This is a genomic window from Duganella radicis, assembly GCF_009720825.1.
Taxonomy (GTDB): domain Bacteria; phylum Pseudomonadota; class Gammaproteobacteria; order Burkholderiales; family Burkholderiaceae_D; genus Rugamonas; species Rugamonas radicis.
The window spans coordinates 235,820-257,106 of the sequence record NZ_WNKY01000002.1; the positions used below are offsets into that span (position 1 = coordinate 235,820).

The 21,287-nt window shown below is 61.9% G+C and carries 17 protein-coding genes; 5 read left to right on the top strand and 12 right to left on the bottom strand.

Going from position 1 to position 21,287, the window contains the following annotated elements; translation table 11 throughout:
- Positions 1-12: 12 nt before the first annotated feature.
- Together GM676_RS04220 and GM676_RS04225 are read right to left on the bottom strand one after the other, a co-directional pair.
- On the bottom strand, positions 13-1,470 hold the full coding sequence (locus tag GM676_RS04220) for an efflux transporter outer membrane subunit (RefSeq protein ID WP_371866106.1): 1,458 nt from the start codon (positions 1,468-1,470) through the stop codon (positions 13-15).
- Between the two features lie 158 nt (positions 1,471-1,628).
- Positions 1,629-2,162 (bottom strand): hypothetical protein, encoded by a 534-nt coding sequence (locus GM676_RS04225; protein ID WP_371866107.1) that lies wholly within the window; start codon positions 2,160-2,162, stop codon positions 1,629-1,631.
- A gap of 477 nt (positions 2,163-2,639) precedes the next feature.
- On the opposite strand from GM676_RS04225, the gene GM676_RS04230 reads away from it, so the two are divergent.
- The 5 genes from GM676_RS04230 (at position 2,640) to GM676_RS04250 (ending at position 10,255) form a co-directional block, all read left to right on the top strand.
- A complete protein-coding gene (locus GM676_RS04230; RefSeq protein WP_155462140.1) occupies positions 2,640-3,188 on the top strand; it encodes a PEP-CTERM sorting domain-containing protein in 549 nt (182 codons plus the stop codon).
- Between the two features lie 27 nt (positions 3,189-3,215).
- A complete protein-coding gene (locus GM676_RS04235; protein WP_155462141.1) occupies positions 3,216-6,755 on the top strand; it encodes a pectinesterase family protein in 3,540 nt (1,179 codons plus the stop codon).
- 101 nt (positions 6,756-6,856) lie between these two features.
- Positions 6,857-7,036 (top strand): DUF3311 domain-containing protein, encoded by a 180-nt coding sequence (locus tag GM676_RS04240; RefSeq protein ID WP_371866110.1) that lies wholly within the window; start codon positions 6,857-6,859, stop codon positions 7,034-7,036.
- The gene (gene mctP, locus GM676_RS04245) at positions 7,036-8,511 is read left to right on the top strand and encodes a monocarboxylate uptake permease MctP (protein WP_155462142.1); all 1,476 of its coding nucleotides are present in this window, start codon (positions 7,036-7,038) and stop codon (positions 8,509-8,511) included. The genes GM676_RS04240 and mctP overlap by 1 nt, the downstream gene beginning before the upstream one ends.
- A 73-nt stretch (positions 8,512-8,584) precedes the next feature.
- A complete protein-coding gene (locus GM676_RS04250) occupies positions 8,585-10,255 on the top strand; it encodes an alkaline phosphatase family protein (RefSeq protein WP_155462143.1) in 1,671 nt (556 codons plus the stop codon).
- On the opposite strand, the gene GM676_RS04255 is transcribed toward GM676_RS04250, so the two are convergent.
- The 10 genes from GM676_RS04255 to GM676_RS04300 form a co-directional block, all read right to left on the bottom strand.
- Complete coding sequence (locus GM676_RS04255) at positions 10,256-10,600, bottom strand: hypothetical protein (protein ID WP_155462144.1); 345 nt, start codon at positions 10,598-10,600, stop codon at positions 10,256-10,258.
- A gap of 46 nt (positions 10,601-10,646) precedes the next feature.
- Positions 10,647-11,990 carry a hypothetical protein gene (locus GM676_RS04260; RefSeq protein ID WP_155462145.1) on the bottom strand — a complete coding sequence of 448 codons (1,344 nt, stop codon included), beginning with the start codon at positions 11,988-11,990 and terminating at the stop codon, positions 10,647-10,649.
- Between the two features lie 20 nt (positions 11,991-12,010).
- On the bottom strand, positions 12,011-12,316 hold the full coding sequence (locus GM676_RS04265; protein ID WP_155462146.1) for a hypothetical protein: 306 nt from the start codon (positions 12,314-12,316) through the stop codon (positions 12,011-12,013).
- Between the two features lie 56 nt (positions 12,317-12,372).
- The gene (locus GM676_RS04270) at positions 12,373-12,741 is read right to left on the bottom strand and encodes a response regulator (protein WP_155462147.1); all 369 of its coding nucleotides are present in this window, start codon (positions 12,739-12,741) and stop codon (positions 12,373-12,375) included.
- A gap of 76 nt (positions 12,742-12,817) precedes the next feature.
- Positions 12,818-13,291, bottom strand: a complete 474-nt coding sequence (locus tag GM676_RS04275; RefSeq protein ID WP_155462148.1) for a VOC family protein — start codon at positions 13,289-13,291, stop codon at positions 12,818-12,820.
- Positions 13,292-13,380: 89 nt separating this feature from the next.
- On the bottom strand, positions 13,381-15,756 hold the full coding sequence (locus tag GM676_RS04280; RefSeq protein ID WP_155462149.1) for a glycoside hydrolase family 3 N-terminal domain-containing protein: 2,376 nt from the start codon (positions 15,754-15,756) through the stop codon (positions 13,381-13,383).
- A gap of 29 nt (positions 15,757-15,785) precedes the next feature.
- Complete coding sequence (locus tag GM676_RS04285) at positions 15,786-16,925, bottom strand: sugar ABC transporter permease (protein WP_155462150.1); 1,140 nt, start codon at positions 16,923-16,925, stop codon at positions 15,786-15,788.
- A gap of 14 nt (positions 16,926-16,939) precedes the next feature.
- Complete coding sequence (xylG, locus tag GM676_RS04290) at positions 16,940-18,466, bottom strand: D-xylose ABC transporter ATP-binding protein (RefSeq protein ID WP_155462151.1); 1,527 nt, start codon at positions 18,464-18,466, stop codon at positions 16,940-16,942.
- Between the two features lie 9 nt (positions 18,467-18,475).
- Complete coding sequence (gene xylF / locus GM676_RS04295; RefSeq protein ID WP_155462152.1) at positions 18,476-19,480, bottom strand: D-xylose ABC transporter substrate-binding protein; 1,005 nt, start codon at positions 19,478-19,480, stop codon at positions 18,476-18,478.
- Between the two features lie 27 nt (positions 19,481-19,507).
- Positions 19,508-21,283, bottom strand: coding sequence for an IlvD/Edd family dehydratase (locus tag GM676_RS04300; RefSeq protein ID WP_155462153.1), 1,776 nt, complete (start codon positions 21,281-21,283; stop codon positions 19,508-19,510).
- Between the last annotated feature and the right edge of the window lie 4 nt (positions 21,284-21,287).

Genomic DNA, 21,287 nt, shown 5'->3' on the forward strand with positions numbered 1-21,287 from the left:
CCGCTGTATTGATTATTGATTCTTACGATTCCACCAGCCGCCACCCAGCGCCTGGAACAGCGCCGCCGTGTCGGCATAGCGCGCCGCCTGCGCCTGCACCAGGCTGATATGGGTCTGCTGATAGCTGCGCTGCGCATCGAGCAGGGACAAGTAGCTGATGCCTCCCAGCTTGTACTGCTGCTCCGCCAGCGTGAGCGTTTCCTTGGCCAGCGCCTCCGCCTCGGCCTGCGATTTCAGGGCGGCGGCATCGGCATCCAGCGCGCGCAGCGCGTCGGCCACGTTCTGGAAGGCGCTCAACACGGTGGCGCGATACTGCGCCGCCGCCGCGTCATAGGCCGCCTCCGCCGCGCGCCGCTGGGCGCTGAGGGCACCACCGTTGAAGATAGGCTGCGTGATGGCGGCGGCCAGGCTCCAGGCATTGGTGTTGGAGTCGAACAGTTTGCCGAAACTCTGGCTCGCCGAGCCATAGCTGCCGCTCAGCGAGAACTGCGGATACTGGGCCGCCGTCGCCACGCCGACAGCGGCGCTGGCCTGATGCAGCTGTTCTTCGCTGGCGCGGATGTCGGGCCGCTGGCGCACTAGTTCCGATGGCAGCGACACCGGCAGTTGCTCCGGCAAGGTCAGCGACTCCAGCGCGAACTCCGGCATGCCAGCCTCGCCCGGCAGCTTGCCCGCCAGGACCGACAATTGGTGCTGCGCCGATGCCAGCGCTTTCTCCAGCGGCGCCACGGTGGCGGCAACCTGCGCCACCTGATTGCGCTGGCTGAGCACCGTGGTGCGCGGAATGGCGCCGTACTCGAACTGCTTCTCGATCACGCCCAACTGGCGGTTCAATGCATCCAGTACTTCACGCGTGGCCTGCAACTGCGCGCGCAACGAGGCTTCCTGGATGGCGGTGGTGACCACATTGGCGGCCAGCGTCAGATAGGCGGCTTCCAGCTGGAAGCGCTGATAATCGACAGCCGCCTGCGCGCCTTCCAGCGTGCGGCGGGTGGCGCCGAAAACATCCGGCGTGTAAGCCACATTGACCGAGGCGTTATACAGATTGAACACGCCAGCGGCGGCGCCGGCGGTGGCGGTGCTGGTCTTTTGCCGCGTGGCGCCCAACTGCGCGTTCACCGACGGGTAGATCAGGTTGCCCGACTGCGCGTTATAGTTTTCCTGCGCCTGGCGCAGCGTGGCTTCGGCGGCGGCCATGCTGGGATTCTGCGCCAGCGCGCTGCGGATCAATTGATCGAGCGCCGGTGAACGGAACAGGGTCCACCACTGCGCCGGGATCTCCTGCCCGAAGGCGAAGCGCTGCGCCGCGCCGCCCACGCCCGGCGCGGACGCGGTTTGGGCGGGTAAGGGTTTGGGGGTGTAACTATCGCTGGCGGTGGCTGGCGCCGCCGGTTTTTTGAAATCCGGCCCGAGCGCGCAGCCGCCCAAGCCTGCGGCAAGCAACACCGCTGTGACGATCCGTTTTTTCACTCCAGTCTCCCCCCACCCTCTTAGCAAAGGTGAAAAAAATATACATTAACTAACATATTCGCATTTTTTCAGGCCCAAGTGTGGATTATTGCCGTGCGGAGACAAAAAAAATGGGCTTTGCCATTTCTGGCAAAGCCCATTTTTTGGCGGGGGTACGGTCAGGCCGGTTCCGGCGTCGCCACCGCACCGTATGCGCGGTTGACTTCGGTCAACGAGAAAGCGTTAGGGCCGTTGGTTTGCGCATCGGCCGCCTCGTCGTGGGCCAGGCTGCGGTAGGTCAGCGGCGCCTCGTAACGGATGCGCTCGTCTTCGCTGATCTTGCCGTCATGATTGGTGTCGGCCGACATTTCGGCTTCCGGCGGCGGCACGCCCAGCAGGCCATCCTTGCCTACGCCCGGCAGCGGTTCAGGCGACGGCAGCAGGCTGTTGTCCACTGGCGCCGCAGCAGCGTTGGCGTCGTTGCTGAACTTGGCCTGGAAGATTTGCGTTTCAGGACGCTGGGCCAGCTTTTTCAGGCCTTCGTCAAACTGTTGCAGCGCGGTTTTCAGGCTCTCGTCTTCAGACACGGCCTTGACCAGGGCATTGGCCTGGTCACCGGTGTTGCTGGTATTGCTCGTATCAGTTTGCAGGGAACTGGAAGCGTTGAAACCGGGCAGCGACAGATAAGCAGCCACCGACGCGCTGAGGTCCACGTTGGTGCCTTGATCCGTTTCGGCTGGTTTTACGGGGGCGAGCGCTTTGTCAGCAACCAAAGCCGCGGACAGCGTAGCACCACCAATGTTGTTCACCATAATCATAATCGACTCCTGCAAGAAGATTCCTCACCCCTGCATTCTATCAGCGTTTTGGCAAGAGTTTTCATTTCCTGTGGGCTTCTCCTGCAAAAAAGTGCTCTTTTCCTTAAATAAACTTTCCATACAACACTATGTTCATTGTGGAAATCAATTGCATTTTTGTTTTGATAGTTTTACACACACCTGATTGCAAAATTGGTCAGACCACCATAGAATTGGTCAAACCAGTAGCAACCCACCGCATCACAGATTTTTGACCAACCGCGAGCTCGGCCGCCCTCCGGCCCTCCTCTCGGTGGCACGGCATACGCGAGGTGTGCCGACCGGCGGCCGGCAAAGACCGGCGCTGTTGAACTCAAACTATCTGGAGACAAAATGCACCTCACACTACGCAAAGCCGCAGCCGCGGCCTGCCTGTTGCTCGCCGCCGGCGCCGCACAGGCATCCGATCCATTGCAAAACGCCGTCATCAGCGCCAGCTACAGCGCCGGCGGCATACTCAGTATCGGCGGTGACTACGCCGGTTCCGTCACCAGCGGCCTCGATCCGCTCAACACCAGCGTGGAATTCTTTACCGCCGATGCCTTGTTTGGCTTCGATTTCGCGCCGGATGGCCATCTCACCATCTACAACAACCTTGCGGTGCCAAGCGGTTCGTATATCGCCAGCTTCGACTTCGGCGCCACGCTGGGCGCGGCCATCAAGGGCTTTAGCGTGACCGATGCCGGGCTGACCGGCGGCACGCCGGTGCTCACCGTGGTCGACGCCCACACCATCCGCATCGACTTGAGCGCGGTGGAATGGAATGGCGATTTCAATCCGCTGCAAACGCAAATCACGCTGCAAGCGGTGCCGGAGCCGGCTTCGGTGTTGATGCTGTCGGCCGGCCTGCTTGGCCTGGCTTTACGTACACGCCGCAGCTAAGCGCCCTCTCACAATTCAAGGAGCATCATGATGAAACTCTCTCGTTTCAGGGCGGCGCTTTGCCTGCTCGCTGTGAGCGCGGCGCTGCAAGCGGCCACCATCGACCCGGCGCTGCAAACCGCGCCGGCCGACGGCTTTGGCGCCGGCACCGTGGGCGGTTCGGCCGCCATCAGCTCGCAAATCTACACCGTGACTTCGCGCCCGCAGCTGCTGGCGGCGATCCAGCGTGGCGGCGTCAATCCCAAGATCATCAGGTTAAGCGGCACCATCGACATGACCGAGGGCGTGCCGTATGCGAACACCGGCGACCAGGCCATACGCGGCTTGATCCGCCTGCCCAGCAACACCACGCTGATCGGCGCTGACGGCAACGCGGGCATCATCAACGGGCATATCGTGGTGTCCGGCGTTTCACAGATCATCATCCGCAATCTGAAAATCGTGAACCCCTGCGACGTGGGGCCGATCTGGGACCCGACCGACGGCGCGCTGGGCAACTGGAACTCGGCCTATGACGGCATCGGCGTCACCAACTCGGACCATGTGTGGGTGGATCACGTCAGCTTTACCGATGGCGCCATGACCGACGACCTGCTGCCGGTGGAGAACGGCCAGATCAAACAGTGCCACGACGGTGCGCTGGACATCACCAACGCTTCGGACTTCGTGACGGTGTCGTACAACGTGTTCGGCCAGCACCGCAAGAATAACCTGATCGGCTCCAGCGACACGGCGACGGCGGACAACGGCAAGCTGCACATCACGTTTAGCAACAACGTGTTCCGCGATATCGTCAGCCGCGCGCCGCGCGTGCGTTATGGTCAGGTCCATTTGTTCAACAACTACTTCGTGGGCAGCAAATCGCATCCGGCCTACCCATACGAATACAGCGTGGGCGTCGGCCAGCAGGCGCAGATCCTGTCGAACAATAACGTGTTCGAGATTGCCGGCATTACGCGCTGCGACCAGGTGGTGACGCCGATCGGCGGCACAGTGCCTGGCGCCTTCAAGGACGCAGGTTCGGTATTGAACGGCGCCGCGCTGGCGGGCTGCTCGACGCCAAGCAGCGTGGCCTACAGCGCGCCGTATGCGTTCAGCGCGCGTCCGGTCGCGCTGGTGAAGGCCAACGCCATCGCGCTGGCCGGCGCCGGCAAGCTGACCTCCACCATCAGCGGCAGCGGCAACGTCACGCCGGACGTCGGCGTCACCTTGACCTGCCCGGCCACGGGCCTGTACTTCTGCGACGACTTCCAGAACAGCAGCATGGCCAAGTGGAGCCTGCTGCCAGTGCCCGGCGCCAACGGCAGTTTCAGCGTCAAAGCCGAAAGCGTGGGCGCGTCGAATATCGTGATGCAGTACACCGCGGCCACCACCGGCGGCGTATTGGCCACGTTGACGCCAGCGGCGATGAGCGGCGTGCCGACCGGCGACTACTACGTCGAGGCACGCATCAAGCCCATGACCAACAGCACCACCAGCAACAAGCTTTTGTATCTGCTCACACGCTACAAGGATGCCAGCAACTGGTATGGCGCAGGCCTGAATGTGCAAAGCGCCACCACCAGCACGCAGGTGGAAATCGCCCGCATGCTGGCCGGCACCTTGACGCGCCCCAAGCAGGTGAAGAAGCCGATCCAGATGGACGCGCAGTTCTACACCGTGCGCTTTGAAATGAAGGGCACGACACTGACCGTCTATCTCGACGGCGAAGCGCTGGGTTCCATCACCGACGCCAGCTTCTCGGAACGCGGCCTGGTTGGGCTGTACACCACCAACAAATCGTTCCAGATCGACGACGTGCGCATCGGCGATCCGTCGCTCAAGCCTTCGCAACTGACGTTGAATCCGTCGTCGCTGACATATGCGGCGGAAGTGGGCGATACGCCGCTGGCGGTCAACGTCACCGCCGTCAAGCCGGATGGCACCCTGGATACCTACACGGCCGCGTCCAGCAATCCTGCGGTGGCGGCGGTCGCCATCAACGGCACGGTGCTGAGCGTCACGCCGGTTGGTGCGGGCACCGCCACCATCACGGTGACCAGCGATTCCGATCCAACCTTGAAACGCGCCATCGCTGCCACCATAGCGCCGCAGTTCATCCAGCCGACGCAAACCTATGCACTGAACGGCGTCACCCTGCCCGCCGCCCACGGAGACGCGACACAGGTCGATGCCTCGCTCAAGCTGACTTTCGACGGTCCGCCGACGCTGGGCTCCGGCGGCAGCATCCGCATTTTCCGCAAGGCGGATAACGCGCTGGTGGACGTGATCCGCCTGTCCGGAGAGACCGATATCCTCGGTTATCCGGGCCAGGCCAATGTGCGCAAGGTGAACACCACGCCGATCACCATCAGCGGCAATACGGTCACCATCAAGCCGCATGCCAACAAGCTGGCATATGGCACGGAGTACTACGTGGCCATCTCCAACGGCGTGTTCACCGGCGCCACGCTGGGCGGCACGCCGTTCGTCGGCATCGGTGCGCTGGGCGACTGGTCGTTCACCACGCGCGCTGCCGCCCCGTCGTCGGGCAACAGCTTCACCGTCGGCGACAGCGCCGACACCGACTTCGCCACCGTGCAAGGCGCACTCAATTTCGTCATGCAGACGCTGGGCGCGGCCGATCCGGTCACCATCACCGTACGCAATGGCGTCTACAACGAGCTGCTCTACCTGCGCGGCAAGGACAACGTGACGCTGAAGGGCGAAAGCCGCGACGGCGCCATCATCCAGTACACCAACTATGACACGCTCAACACCGGCTCCGGCGCCAGCCAGGCCAGTGCCGACGCGGCGGCGGCCGGCGGCCGTGCGGTGCTGCTGGTGGAGGCGTCGGACATGCTGGTGCTCGACACGTTGACCTTGAAGAACACCACATTGCGCTCCTCCGCCATCTCGGCACAGGCGGAGACCCTCTACTTCAACAACGACAGCGGCCGTCTGATCGCGAAGAACGCCAACTTCTACAGCGAACAGGATACGCTCAACCTCAAAGGCTACGCGTGGTTCTGGCAATCGCTGGTCGCGGGCAATGTGGACTTCATCTGGGGCAGCAGCCGCGCCGCCCTGTTCGAGGAATGCGAAATCCGCTCGGTGGGCGATACCACCAGCAGCACCAGCGGCGGCTACATCCTGCAAGCGCGCGCCGCCAACGCCACCGATAAAGGTTACGTCTTCCTCAACAGCCGCCTGACGCATGGTCCCGGCCCCGGCCCGCTGCACGGCGACGTACCGGCCGGCGCCACTTACCTGGCCCGCAGCGCCGGCAACACTGCCTACTGGGACAACATCGCCTTCATCAATACCAGGATGGACTCCCACATCGCGACGGTGGGCTGGGCTTCGGCCGGCGTGAACGGCCAGCCGGCGCCGAATCCCGCGGTGGCCACCGCAGCCAGCGGCTGGCGTGAATACGGCAGCACCACGCTGTCGGGCGACGCCATCAACCTGGCGGCGCGCGTCGGCGGTTTCCAGCTGAGCGCCAGCGACGTGGCGGCCGGCTTTGCAGACCGCGCCAAGGTGTTCGCGGCCTATGGCGGCGGCGCCGGCTGGAATCCGCAACCCTAGCCAAAAGTAACAGGCGCGCTACATACACCACCTCTTTCGGAGGATGCGTAGCGCGCCGCGTTTTTATACGATGCGGCGACAACCTATATCATGGAGTCGCCGTGCGTTATCTGCTTGCCTTGCCTTTCATCGGCCTACTCTGGCTGCCTTTCTACAATCGCGAGCTGCCCTCGCTGTTTGGCTTCCCCTTCTTTTACTGGTACCAGTTCGCCTGGGTGCCGCTGACGGCCCTCATCATCTGGCTGGTGTACCAGCATGACCGCAAGAAGGGAGTGGAATGATGTCGGACCAAATCAACTGGACGGCGCTGAGTGTCTTCATCTTCTTCTTTGTGCTGGTGACGGTGCTGGGCTTTGCCGCATCGCGCTGGCAAAGCGGCAAGCAGCAAGGCCACCAGCTGGAAGAATGGGGACTGGGCGGCCGTAACTTCGGCGCCTGGATCACCTGGTTCCTGGTCGGCGGCGACTTCTACACCGCCTACACCGTGATCGCGGTGCCGGCGCTGGTGTACGCGGTGGGCGCATACGGCTTCTTCGCCCTGCCCTACACCATCCTGGTCTACCCTATCGTCTACCTGATCATGCCCAAGCTGTGGCACGCCGCGCAAAAAGCCGGCCACGTCACGGCGGCCGACGTGGTGTTCGGGCGCTATGGTTCGCGCCCGCTGGAATTCGCCATCGCCCTGACCGGCGTGGTGGCGACCATGCCTTACATCGCCCTGCAACTGGTGGGCATGGAAGTGGTGATCAAGGCGCTGGGCCTGACCGGCGAACTGCCGCTGGCGGCGGCCTTTGTCATCCTGGCGCTATACACCTATGCGGCGGGCCTGCGCGCGCCGGCGCTGATTGCTTTCGTCAAGGACCTGATGATCTACATCGTGGTGCTGGTGGCGGTGGTGCTGGTGCCGATCAAGCTGGGTGGCTACGGTACCGTGTTTTCCGCCGCCGGCGAAGCCTTCGCGGCCAAGGGCGGCGCCACCGGCCTGACGCTCAAATCGGCACAGATCCTGCCGTTCGCCACGCTGGCGCTGGGATCGGCGATGGCGGCCTTCATGTACCCGCACACGCTGACCGGCATCTTTGCCGCCAACAGCGCGGACACCATCCGCAAGAACGCCGTGTTCCTGCCGGCCTACACCATCCTGCTAGGCCTGATCGCGCTGCTGGGCTTCATGGCGTATGCCGCACACATCACCGTGGCCGGCAATAACGACGTGGTGCCGGCGCTGTTCAACGCCCTGTTCCCAAGCTGGTTCAGTGGTTTTGCCTTCGCCGCCATCGCCATTGGCGCGCTGGTGCCGGCGGCGGTGATGTCGATTGGCGCGGCCAATCTGTTCACCCGCAACTTCTGGAAGCCGTACGTGAATCCGGCCGTCACGCCGCAAGGCGAGGCCTCGGTGGCCAAGGCGGTGTCGCTGGTGGTGAAGGTCGGCGCGCTGGTGTTCATCCTGTTCCTGCCGACCAAATTCGCGCTCGACCTGCAACTGCTGGGCGGCGTGTGGATACTGCAAACCTTCCCGTCGGTGGTGTTTGGCCTGTTCTTCGGCTGGTTCGGCGCACGCGCCCTGCTGGGCGGTTGGGCGGTCGGGATTGTGGCGGGCAGCCTGCTGGCTTTCAGCGACGGCATCAAACCGGTGCACACCTTCATGCTGGGCGGCGACAGCTACACCGCTTATACCGGCTTGCTGGCACTGGCGCTGAACATCGTGGTGGCGGTGCTGATCCAACTGGTGGCGGGCGGTAAAAAACAGGGCTGACCCGCCGTCATCGTTTCGTCACAAGAATGGGATAACATGTCGTGTTATCCCATTTCACCTTACGACGACCTATATGACAAAAGCACTGTCCCTGCGCGCGATCGTACTCGCCGCTGCCAGCCTTGCCCTCTCCAGCTGCTACGCAGCCACGCCGGCGCCAAGCACCGCATCCACCCTGCCCAAGCTCGTCGTCGTGCTGGTGGTGGACGGCCTGCCGAATGAACAGGTGCAGCGCTACCGCGACCAGTTCGGCCAGGGCGGCTTGCGCCGCATGCTGGATCAGGGCGCTTCGTTCAGCAACGCACACCAGGCGCACGGCGTGACCGTGACCGCCATCGGCCACAGCGCGGTGCTGACCGGCGCCTATCCTTATGTGCACGGTATCATCGGCAATAACTGGATCGATCCGATCACCAAAAAATCGGTCTACTGCACCGAGGACACCAACTACACCTACATCGGCGAAGAGACCAAGCCTGCCGACGGCACCTCGCCAGCCAAGCTGAAAGTGAACACGCTGGGCGATGAACTGCGCTACGCCACCGGCAGCAAGAGCAAGGTGATTACCGTCTCCGGCAAGGATCGCGGCGCGATCCTGCTGGCGGGTAAAACCGGCACCGCTTACATGTACATGGAAAAAACCGGCAACTTCGCCAGCAGCACCTACTACATGAAGCAGCATCCGGAATGGGCCACCAAATACCTGGCGACCAAGCCGCAGGACCGCTACTACGGCAAGAGCTGGTCCGCCCTGCTGCCCGAAGCCGCTTACGCCGGCGACGCGCCGGAAGAGCTGAACGCGCCCAAGGCCGGCGGCCACAATCGCCTGCCGTACAGCTACTACAGCGAGAGCGGCGAGATCGACGCCGGCTACTACGCCAGCCTGCGCGTCGGCCCGTATCTGGATCAGCTGACGCTGGACTTCGCGCGCGCCGCGGTGGAAGGCGAAAACCTGGGCCGCAATCCGGCCGGCGTGCCGGACCTGCTGGGCGTCAGCCTGTCGGCGCACGATTACGTCAACCACGCGTTTGGCCCGGAAAGCAAACTGTCGCACGACCACTTGCAGCGCGTGGACCGCATGCTGGCCGAGTTCTTCACGTATCTGGACAAGCGCGTCGGGATGGACAATGTGCTGGTGGTGCTGACCGCCGATCACGGCTTCCCGAACACGCCGGAGTTCTCGCAAACGCAGCACTTCGACGCCCAGCGCCTGGATGGCGACAAGCTGATGGCCGCGCTGGACAAGCATCTGGAAGCCAAATTCGGCGTCGCCAAACTGGTGCAGGCATGGTCGCTGCCGAACATCCATCTGGACTACGCGCTGGCCGACCAGAACAAGCTGAAACGCGAGGATGTGGAAAACGTGGCGGCGCAATACCTGCTGGCGCAGAACGGCATCGTCGACGCCTTCACCCGCACCCAGTTTGAAAGCGGCGCGGTGCAAGGCACGCATATCAACACCCTGATGCGCCGCGCGTGGAACCGCCAGTCGTCGGGCGATCTGATGGTGATCACCAAGCCATACTGGTACTTCGGCACCGGCACCAGCGGCACCTCGCACGGTTCGCCGTATGCTTACGACACCAATGTGCCGCTGATGATCATGGGTAAACGCTGGATCAAGCCTGGCGCCTATGGCCAGTACGCGGAAGTGGTCGACATCGCGCCGACCCTGGCCAACCTGCTGCACCTGCGTCCGCCGGCCGGCTCGGAAGGCCGCGTGCTGACGGAAACGCTGCGCTGATTATCGCGTGGCTTGCGGAGCCGGTTGCGCATAAATGATGATGGGCGCGGCCGGTGCCGGAGCCGGCGGCTGCCGGCTCAGCAGCAAAGCCGTGGTGATCGACGTATTCAGCACCACACCGCCCAGCACGGTTGCCACCACCCACTTGATCAGCCGGCTTTCAAACTTCGCAAACCGCGTTTCAAACTCCTGCCGGATCGACTTGAAGCCGCTATCCGTGCTTTGAGCGAGCGCATCGATACGGCCCGTCATGGCAAGCTCATGGGCCTTTAGTTCGCCAGTGAACCTCGCGACCGTAGCGTCCAGCTTGGCATCGATATAGTCTTTGTCGGTGATGGAGTTCATCGCTCCATATTCTGCCCCGGCACCTATCCTGTCAACACGATTACGTTTAACCAGGATCATGTCGACTGCGGTCTATTGTCAGTTCACCGCCCTGGATCTGCGCTCGCCACTTCATAAGGTGGGCATCACTATTAATGCATCGCTCAATCCGGTCCCGCAGCGCATGATAACCTGGCCAATAATCGTTTTTGGTCATCTCTCTGTCCCAGATATCCTCCCACCACATGCACCGATTATTTTCGAGAAGTACGCCCGGATTTGTGTTTCCACGGACCAATAGAGAAACTTCTGCATCCGTTAATTGATGCCCCACAACTAAAACCTCGGCTCCTGTAATCGTGTATCTCTTATACAGAAGTTCCAAAGTGACGAAGAGTGCCATTAGATCAGCTTCACCACTCGCGCCAATTACCTCTGAAACATGAATCGGGGTGTAATAGATTTGGAAATGACCACGCTTGGATTTCTTAATAAAATAGAGCCCGCCCGCGTCATTCATGGCCCGTATTAAATGCAGTTCCTCTAACCTGTCCGCCTGACCTTCCCAATTTAACAAGAAATGTGCCGCCTCAACAGGTATCCTCGGTAATCGCACATAATCTACAGGGTAGATAGGCCCGTCACCATGCTGTAGCCACTTGGTTTCAATTCCAAATAACCCAGCAACACTCAAAAGCTGCGAAAACGTCGGAGCTTTCTTACCAAGGAACCACTCCTCGACTTCGATAGCGTTCTCCTCACCGAGCATTTGGGCAACATGGGATGGACGAACTTTTTCATAGCGGTTCGCATTGACTTGATCAAGAAGCCGATTCAGTCGATTCGGAATCTCACCTGGCAAATTCTCACAATATTCTTTACTGCTAAACACCATACGGAGAGCACTTTCAAAATCCTTCGCAAGGGAATCCCTCGCAGCGGCCCGAACTGAGTCGCTCGCCCCCTTTGGACAAAAGTATCGAATCGGATTTCGTTGATGGCGAAGATCGAATGGCATGTTTTCACCGGAAGGCTCACCGTACGCTGTATTCATTACAGCAACAATGCGAGCGTGTCCCATAGCTTTGAGAGCCCATCCATATTCGATCAAAACGTTCGGATTTGGCGTAGGGCGCCGGCCGCCTCGGGTGCCCACAAAGGTAAGGTCGGGAACGAAGACCGCAGCGGAATCTATCTTTCTGAAGATGGTTTCCACAATAGGCGGGGAGCCAGCGACGTTTTTTGTATCCCGGTCGAGTATCAATGCTCCGCGATCACGATCAGGTTCAAACAAGCTGACGTCTTTTGAGATTTTTGAGATCGCACGTCCGAGTGCTCTCTCGATAAGATTGCGCCCAGTAAGCGAATCCCGATCGGCCTGCCATGAGAAAAATATGCTTGTCTTCGCCATCGTTAGACTATTGAGATCGGCTAATGTACACCTTGTGGCAGTGGTTGTGCGTAGATGACGATGGGAGCGGCCGGCACCGGCTGCGGCCGGCTCAGCAGCAGAGCCGTGGTGATCGACGTATTCAGCACCACACCGCCCAGCACGGTTGCCACCACCCACTTGATCAGCCGGCTTTCAAATTGCACGAACCGTGCTTCAAATTCCTCACGGAGCGAAGCTATCTGGGCAGTCACGACAAGTTCGTGTGCCTTTAGTTCGCCAGTAAACCTTGCGACCGTAGCGTCCAGTCTGGCGTCCATATAGTCTTTGTCGGCGATGGAGTTCATCGCTCCATATTCTGCCCACTCATCGCACCTGTCAATGCAGGCACTTTTGACGTGGATCAGGTCAGGCTGCTCAGGTATCGGTTCAGGTGATCGAAGTTGAGCGGCTTGGAGAAATGCTGGGTGAAGCCGGCGGCAACGGCCTTTTTGGCGGAGTCGCGGTCGGCGGAACCGGTCAGCGCGATGATCGGCACCGCCTGCGCGCCAGGCATGCGGCGGATGGCGCGCACGGCGCCAAAGCCGTCCATCCACGGCATGCCCAAGTCCATGATAATCGCCTTCGGCATGGCCTCACGCACCCAGTCGCAAGCCTCGTAGCCGTTATGGGCGGCAGCGGTTTCATAGCCATGGCACTGCAACAGCGCCGACAGCGACTCCACCACATCGACATTATCGTCCACCACCAGAACCTGTTTTGCGCTCGCCATGATATGCCTCACATTGTTGGGATTTATGAGGCCATCGTAGCAACGGCTGAGCTAACCGTATGTTCGCTAGCGCACCTTATCCACGCACAGCCGCCTCAATTTTGGCCACGTCGATCTTGCGCATCTCCATCATGGCGGTGAAAGCGCGCTTGGCGACCTCGCCACCCTGCTTCATGGCGTCGGTCAGCACGCGCGGGGTGATCTGCCACGACAGGCCCCACTTGTCCTTGCACCAGCCGCAGGCGCTTTCGGCGCCGCCATTGCCGACGATGGCATTCCAATAGCGGTCGGTTTCTTCCTGGTCGTCGGTGGAAATCTGGAACGAGAAGGCTTCGCTTTGCTTGAAGGTGCTGCCGCCGTTGAGACCCAGGCAAGGAATGCCCAGCACCGTGAATTCAACGGTGAGCGCTTGTCCGGCTTTACCGCCGGGGAAATCGGTCGGTGCGCGGTGCACGGCGCCGACGCTGCTATCCGGGAAAACGCTGGCGTAGAAATTGGCTGCCGCCTCAGCGTCATGGTCGTACCACAGGCAGATCGTGTTTTTGCTCATCGTCCCTCTCCTCTGTTCGCCGCCCGGGCAGCCGGAATGGCTGCCGGAGCGGCGATTTTACAGCGAAGAGGTCACGCGGGGCACACCGCTTAGCTGACCATCAGCTTGACGGACTTCAGGTTCACGCTATCCGGACCGGCGTGGATGGTGAAACTGCCCGGCTCCACCACGCGCTTCATCTCGGTGTTGTAGAACCACAGATCCGAAGGCTTGATGTCGAAGCTCAGCGTGCGCTTTTCGCCCGGTTGCAGGGTGACGCGCCTGAAGGCCTTCAGTTCCAGCACCGGACGCGTGACGGAGCTGACGTCGTCGCGGATGTAGATCTGTACCACTTCGTCGCCGGTGCGCTTGCCGGTATTGGTCACGTCCACTTCCACCTTGGTCGACTCGTTGACGCCGATGCTGGCCTTGGCCAGGCGTGGTTCGGAAATAGCGAAGGTGGTATAGCTCAGGCCAAAGCCGAACGGATACAGCGGCTTGGTCGAACCGTCGATGTAGCCGCGGCGCGCCGATGGCTTGTGGTTGTAGAAGATCGGCAGTTGTCCGACGCTGCGCGCGATCGACACCGGCAGCTTGCCGCCCGGGTTGGCGCGGCCGAACAGCAGGTCGGCCGCCGCATAGCCGGTTTCCTGGCCCATATACCAGCCTTCGATAATCGCATCGGCTTTTTCCGCCAGCAGGTTGATCGACAGCGGACGTCCGTTCAGCAAGAACACCACGGTCGGTTTGCCCAGCGCGAAGATGGCGCGCGCCAGATCGTTCTGCTGGCCCATCAGGTCCAGCGACTCGCGGTCGCCCAGGTGGTTGTCGGCCCAGGCTTCGCGGCTGGTCTGCTCATTGTCGCCGAGGACCATGATGATGGTGTCGGCCGATTTGGCCGCTTCCACCGCTTCCGCGATCAGCTTCGCATTCACCTCCGGTGGCGTGAACTTGATCTCGTCGGCGCCCCACACGCGGCTTTCGGTGATGCGCACACCTTCCGAGTACGCCAGCGAGAAGCCTTGCGCCTTGGCCTCGGCTTGCAGGCCGTCGTGGATCGACACCACGTGGCGCGGAATGTCCGAGTAGCCGCCAATAGGCGTATCCTTGGCGTGGGTACCGATCAGCAGCACCTTGCCGACTTTCTTGCCATCCAGCGGCAGCACGCCCTTGTCGTTCTTCAGCAGCACCGGCGTGCGGGTCGCGGCCAGGCGCGCCAGCGCCACGGCGTCCGGGGTGGCGGTCAGGCTGTCGGCGGCGTTGGCGTCCACGTACGGTTGCTCGAACAGGCCGGATTGGAACTTCATGGTCAGGATGCGCCGCACCACCACGTTGATCTCCGCCTCGGAAACGCGCTTTTCCTTCACCAGCGCGCCCAATTCCTTGTAGGCCAGGCCGTCCGGGGTTTCCACGTCCACGCCGGCCTTGATGGCGCGCAGCGCGGCTTCTTTCGGCGTGGCCGCCAGCTTGTGGCGCGTGATCAGTTCATTGATGCCGAAGTAGTCGGACACGGTGATGCCCTTGAAGCCCCACTCCTCGCGCAGCACCTTGTGCAGCAGCCAGTGGCTGGCGTGCGACGGTACGCCGCCGATCTCGTTATACGACGGCATGACGCAACCGACATTGGTTTCCTTGATGGCCTTTTCAAACGGCGGGAAGAAATCCTCGCGCAGGGTGCGCTCGCTGACTTCCGCCGGGCCGATGTTGGTGCCGCTTTCCGGCTGGCCGTGGCCCGTCATGTGCTTGAGCGTGACGAATACCTTGTCCTTGCCCAGTTTTGGGCTGGTGCCGGCAAAGCCGATGATGGCGGCCTTGCCGATTTCGCCGCACAGATATGGGTCTTCACCATAGGTTTCCTCGATACGGCCCCAGCGCGGCTCGCGCGCCACGTCCACCACCGGCGCCAATGCCAGGTTGGCGCCGCGCACGCGCATCTCGCGCGCCGCCACGCTGAAGATTTTGGTGGTCAGGTCGGTGTCGAACGAGGAAGCGATGCCGATCGCCTGCGGGAAGCAGGTGGCATCGCGCGCCACGTAGCCGTGCAACGCTTCCTCGTGCATGAACATCGGGATGCCGAGGCGGGTCTGTTCCACCGCCCATTTCTGGGCGGCGTTGACGTAGATGGCGGTTTCCAGCGCATTGCGATTCTTCACGCCGCCGGTGTCGCCGGCGCCGGCGGCCTGGCCCAGCTGGCGGTCCGACGGACGGGCGATCATGCCCAGGCCATTCGGGTAAGCCTTCTGTGCCTTGTCCGCCGAGAACTCGCCCTTGGCATCCTGCATTTCCGTTTTGGCCTGCCAAGTGCACAGCATCTGTGCGATCTTCTCTTCCAGCGTCATGCGGCCCAGCAGATCGTCCACCCGTTTTTCCACCGGCAGCGCGGGATTCTTGTACGGCGCTTGCGCGTTGGCGGCAAACGCCGGCAGCACGGTCATCCCGGCCAGGCCGGTCATCGAAGTCAGGAACTGCCTACGGTTGTTGGTCATGCAATGTCTCCTTGTTGGATTATTTTGTTTTATCGTTTGCCTGCGCGGGTGCTGACGTCCACCCACACCGCCAGCGTCAGGATGGCGCCCTTGACGATCATCTGCCAGTACGTGTCCACGTCCAGCATCGACATGCCGTTGTCCAGCGAGGCCATGACCAGCGCGCCAATCAGCGCGCCGTGCACGGTGCCGGAGCCGCCGCGCATCGAGGTGCCGCCGATGAAGCAGGCCGCGATCGCATCCAGCTCGCCGGAGGTGCCGGCCGATGGCGACCCCGCCGCCAGACGCGCCGTGTTCACCAGGCCAGCCAGTGCGCACATCAGGCCCATGATGCCGAAGATCCAGAGCTTGATCGATTTGACGTTGATGCCGGACAGGCGGGTGGCCTCCATGTTGGAACCAACCGCGTACACGCGGCGGCCAAACACGGTCTGCGTGGTGACGTAGCTGAATACGCCCAGCAGCGCCAGAAGCAGCAGCACCGGCAGCGGAATGCCTTCATACGAGTTGAAGGTGATGACGAAAGCCGCCAGCACCACGCCCAGGCCTGCCAGCTTGGCGGCGTCGCGCCACATCGGCGCCACGTCCAGCGCGTGGGCGGCGCGGCTGCGGCGCTGCGCGAAGATCAGGTAGATGGCCACCACGAACAGCAGGAAGCCCAGCGCGATGCCCAGCGTCGGCGACAGGTAAGCCTGGCCGATGTAGACCATGTCGTCCGATACCGGTGCGATGGTGGTGCCGCCGGTCACGCCCAGCACAATGCCGCGATACGCCAGCATGCCGCCCAGGCCGACGATGAACGATGGAATGCCCAGGTAGGCGGTCAGGTAGCCGTTGAACAGGCCAATCACCAGACCCACCACCAGCACCACGATCAGGGTCAGTGGCAATGGCAGGTGGTGCGTGACGTCCAGCACCGCCGCCACGCCGCCCAGCAGGCCAAGCAGCGAGCCGACCGACAGATCGATCTCGCCGGCGATAATCACCAGCGACATGCCGCAAGCGACAATGCCGGTAATCGCCATCTGGCGCATCAGGTTGGACAGGTTACGCGGGGTGACGAAGCCGCCCTCGGTGTGATAGCTGAAGAAAGCCCAGATCAATGCGACCGCGATCAACAGGGCCAGCATCTTGTACTGCGTGAACAGCTGTTTCAAATTGAATTTCATTGGTAGTCCTAATCTCAATGCGCCTGGTCCAGCGCCGCCGCCAGTACCGTCTCCTGGCTCAGGTTATCGTTGACGAAATCGCCGCGCAGCTTGCCCTCGCCGATCACCAGCACGCGGTCGGAGATGCCCAGCACTTCGGCCAGTTCCGACGACACCATGATGATGGACATGCCCTCTTTGGCCAGGTTGAAGATCAACTGATAGATCTCGAACTTGGCGCCAACGTCGACGCCGCGCGTCGGTTCATCGAGGATCAGGATCTTCGGTTTGGTCAGCAGCATCTTGGACAGCACGGCCTTCTGCTGATTACCTCCGGACAGGCCGGTAATCGGCAGGAACGGGCTGGAAGTTTTCAGCTTGACGCTCTTGATCTCCTGACGGATGGTCGCCAGCTCGGCCTCCTGATCGATGCGGGTGGCGCGCGCGAAGTCGCTCAGCACCGTCAGCGTCATGTTGTGGCCGACGCCGAGGTCCGGCACGATGCCGTGATGCTTGCGGTCTTCCGGCACCATGGCCAGGCCGTTGCGGATGGCTTTCACCGGCGTGCTGGTATCCAGCTTGACGCCGTTGAGATATACCTCGGCTTCGCTGGGTCCCGGATAGGCGCCGAAGATGGCCGACACCAGTTCCGTGCGCCCTGCCCCAACCAGGCCGGCGATACCCAACACCTCGCCCTTGCGCAGCTGGAAGGAGATGTTGTCCACGCGCTTGCGCTCGGGGTTGTCAGCGTCGTAGCAGGTAACGTTGCGGGCTTCGAAAATCACTTCGCCCGGCGTGTGTTCACGCTTTGGATACAGCTGCGTCATCTCGCGGCCCACCATCTGCGCGATGATGCGGTCGATATTCATCTCCGACATCGGCGTGGTGGCGATATGCTGGCCGTCGCGGATGGTGACGATGGTGTCGCAGATATCGGCCACTTCATCCAGCTTGTGCGAGATATAGACGCAGGTGACGCCCTTGGCCTTGAGCGAATGGATAATATTCAGCAGCACCTTGATCTCGGCCGCCGTCAGCGAGGACGAAGGCTCGTCCAGGATCAGCAGGCGCGCGTTCTTGTTCAACGCCTTGGCGATTTCAATCAGCTGCTGGTGGCCGCCGCCGTACTGCTTCACCGGCAGCACCACGTTCACGTCATTGATGTTCAGCTCTTTCAGCAATTCCTCGGCGCGGCGGTTCATGGCCGCATAGTCCATGCGGCCGCCCGGCAGCGTGATCTCGTTGCCGAGGAAGATATTCTCCGCCACCGATAACTCAGGCACCAGCATCAGTTCCTGGTGAATGATGACGATGCCCGCAGCTTCGGTTTCGCGGATGGACTGCGCCTGCAAAGGCTTGCCATCCCAGAGAATCTCGCCGTCCCAGGTGCCGTGCGGGTACACGGCGGACAGCACTTTCATCAGAGTCGACTTGCCGGCGCCGTTCTCGCCGCACAAGCCGGCGCACTCGCCGGCTTTCAGCTTGATGTCGATGCCGTTCAAGGCGCGCACACCGCCAAATTCCTTGACGATGTTGCGCATTTCCAGAAGATATTCGGCCATGCTGTTCCCTTAGTTGGCGGTCAGCTGGGCCTTGGTGTAGAAACCGTCGTCGGTCAGCACATTCACGTTCGCCTTGGTCAGCGCGGTCGGCGCCAGCAGCAGCGTGCTGACGTTTTTCATGCCGTTGTTATAGCTGGCGTTAAAGGCCGGCGCCTCGTTGCGCACCAGCTTGACCGACAGGCGCGCCGCTTCGGTGGCGATCACTTTCAGCGGTTTGTAGACAGTCATAGCCTGGGTGCCGGCGATCACGCGCTTGACGGCGGCAAGGTCGGCGTCCTGGCCGGAGACCGGCACTTTGCCGGCCAGCTTCTGCGCCGCCAGCGCCTGGATCGCACCGCCGGCGGTGGCATCGTTGGAGGCCACCACGGCGTCGATCTTGTTGCCGTTGGCGGTCAGCGCGTTTTCCACGATGGACAGGGCTTCCGACGCGCTCCAGTCCTTGACCCACTGCTTGCCCACCACCTTGATGTCGCCCTTGTCGATCAGCGGTTGCAGCACTTTCAGCTGGCCTTCGCGCAGCACCTTGGCGTTGTTGTCGGTCGGCGCGCCGCCCAGCAGGTAGTAGTTACCCTTGGGCTTGATGGCCACCAGGCTGCTGGCTTGCAGCTCGCCGACCTTGGCGTTGTCAAAGGAGATGTAGGCGTCGATATCGGCGTTGAGGATCAGGCGGTCGTACGACACCACCTTGATCTTGGCCTTCTTCGCTTCACGCACGGCGTTGTTCAGCACCGTGGCGTTGTAGGGAACGATGACCAGCACGTCCACGCCGCGCGAGATCAGGTTCTCGATCTGCGAAATCTGGCGCTGCTCGCTGGCGTCGGCCGACTGCACGTAGACCTTGGCGCCCAGTTTCTCGGCTTCGGCAGTGAAATACTCGCGGTCGCGCGCCCAGCGTTCAAGGCGCAGGTCGTCGATCGAGAAACCGATCTTCGGGTTCTTGGCGTCAGCCATCGCGCTGCCTGCGCCCAGTGCCATCATGGCGCCGAGTACGGCGCTGACTACAATCTTCTTCATGGTTTTGTCTCCGTATGATTGAATTTTTTAGTGATTGTGGCGCGCCAGCTTGTCCCCTACGCCCTGGTACTTGAGCGCCAGTTCCATACAGGCGCCGGTTTCCATCTGGCCGACGGTGGAGCGGTACAGCTCTTGCCACGGTGTCTGGCTTTCCGGCACCGGCGGAATGCCTTCGGCTTTGCGCTTGGCCAGTTCCTCGTCGCTGATCAGCATATTGCAGCTGCCTTCGTTCAGATCCACGCGCACCGTGTCGCCGGTGCGAATGTAGGCCAAGCCACCGCCGACAGCGCTTTCCGGGGAGGCGTTCAGGATCGACGGGCTGTCCGAGGTGCCGGACTGGCGGCCGTCGCCCAGCGTCGGCAGCCAGTTGACACCACGCTTGATGAGGGCATCAGGCGGTTGCATGTTGACCACTTCCGCCGAACCCGGCCAGCCGATCGGGCCGGCGCCGCGAATCACCAGCATGCAGTTTTCATCGATATTCAGCGATGGATCGTTGATGCGGTTGTGGTAGTCGCCCGAACCATCGAACACGATGGCGCGCGATTCGAACACGTTTTCCTGGCCAGGTTTGCTCAGATAGCGCTGGCGGAATTCAGGCGAGATCACGCTGGTCTTCATGATGGCGAAGTCGAACAGGTTGCCCTTCAGGACGAAGAAGCCCGCGTCTTCCTTCAACGGCGCGTTGAACGGGTAAATCACTTCACGGTCGTTGGTCTCGCGGCCTTTCAGGTTTTCCGCCATGGTGGCGCCGGTGACGGTCAGACGGTTGGAGCGCAGCCTGCCCTGCTGTTCCAGTTCCCACATCACGGCCGGCACGCCGCCCGCGCGGTGGAAGCGCTCACCGAGGAATTTGCCGGACGGCTGCATGTTCAGCAGCAGCGGCACCTTGTGGCCGTATTCCATCCAGTCGCTGGATTTCAGCTCAACGCCGGCGTGGCGCGCCATGGCGACGATGTGCTGCTGGGCGTTGGTGGAACCGCCGATGGCGGCGTTGACCACAATCGCGTCGAGGAAGGCGTCGCGGTTCAGGATCTGCGATGGACGGATGTCCTGCTTCGCCATCTCGACGATGCGCTTGCCGGTTTCGTAGGCCATTTGGCCGCGTTCACGGTATGGCGCGGGAATCGCCGAGCAGCCGGTGAGCGACATGCCCAGTGCTTCCGCAATCGCGTTCATGGTCGACGCGGTGCCCATGGTGTTGCAGTGGCCCGCCGACGGCGCCGAAGCGGCGGCGATTTGCAGGAATTTCTCTTCGTCGATCTTGCCGGCGGCCAGCTGCTTGCGGCCTTTCCAGATGGCGGCGCCGGAGCCCACCAGTTCACCATCCAGCCAGCCGTCCAGCATAGGACCGCCGGACAGCACGATGGCCGGAATGTCGATGGTGGCGGCAGCCATCAACTGCGACGGCGTGGTCTTGTCACAACCGGTGGTCAGCACCACGGCGTCGATCGGATAGCCGTGCAGGATTTCGACCAGGCCCATATACGCCAGGTTGCGGTCGATGGCGGCGGTGGGACGGCGGCAGTTTTCAAAGATCGGGTGCAGCGGGAATTCCATGGCGATGCCGCCCGCGTCGCGGATGCCGTCGCGCACGCGCTTGGCCAGCTCCAGGTGGATGCGGTTGCACGGGCTGATATCGCTGCCCGATTGGGCGATGCCGATGATGGGGCGGCCGGAACGCAGTTCCTCCGGCGTGATCCCGTAGTTCATGAAACGCTCAAGATACAGCGCGGTCATATCGATGTGGTCCGGATTATCGAACCAGTCCTGCGAACGGTAGCGACGCGATTGGGTGCTCATAAAA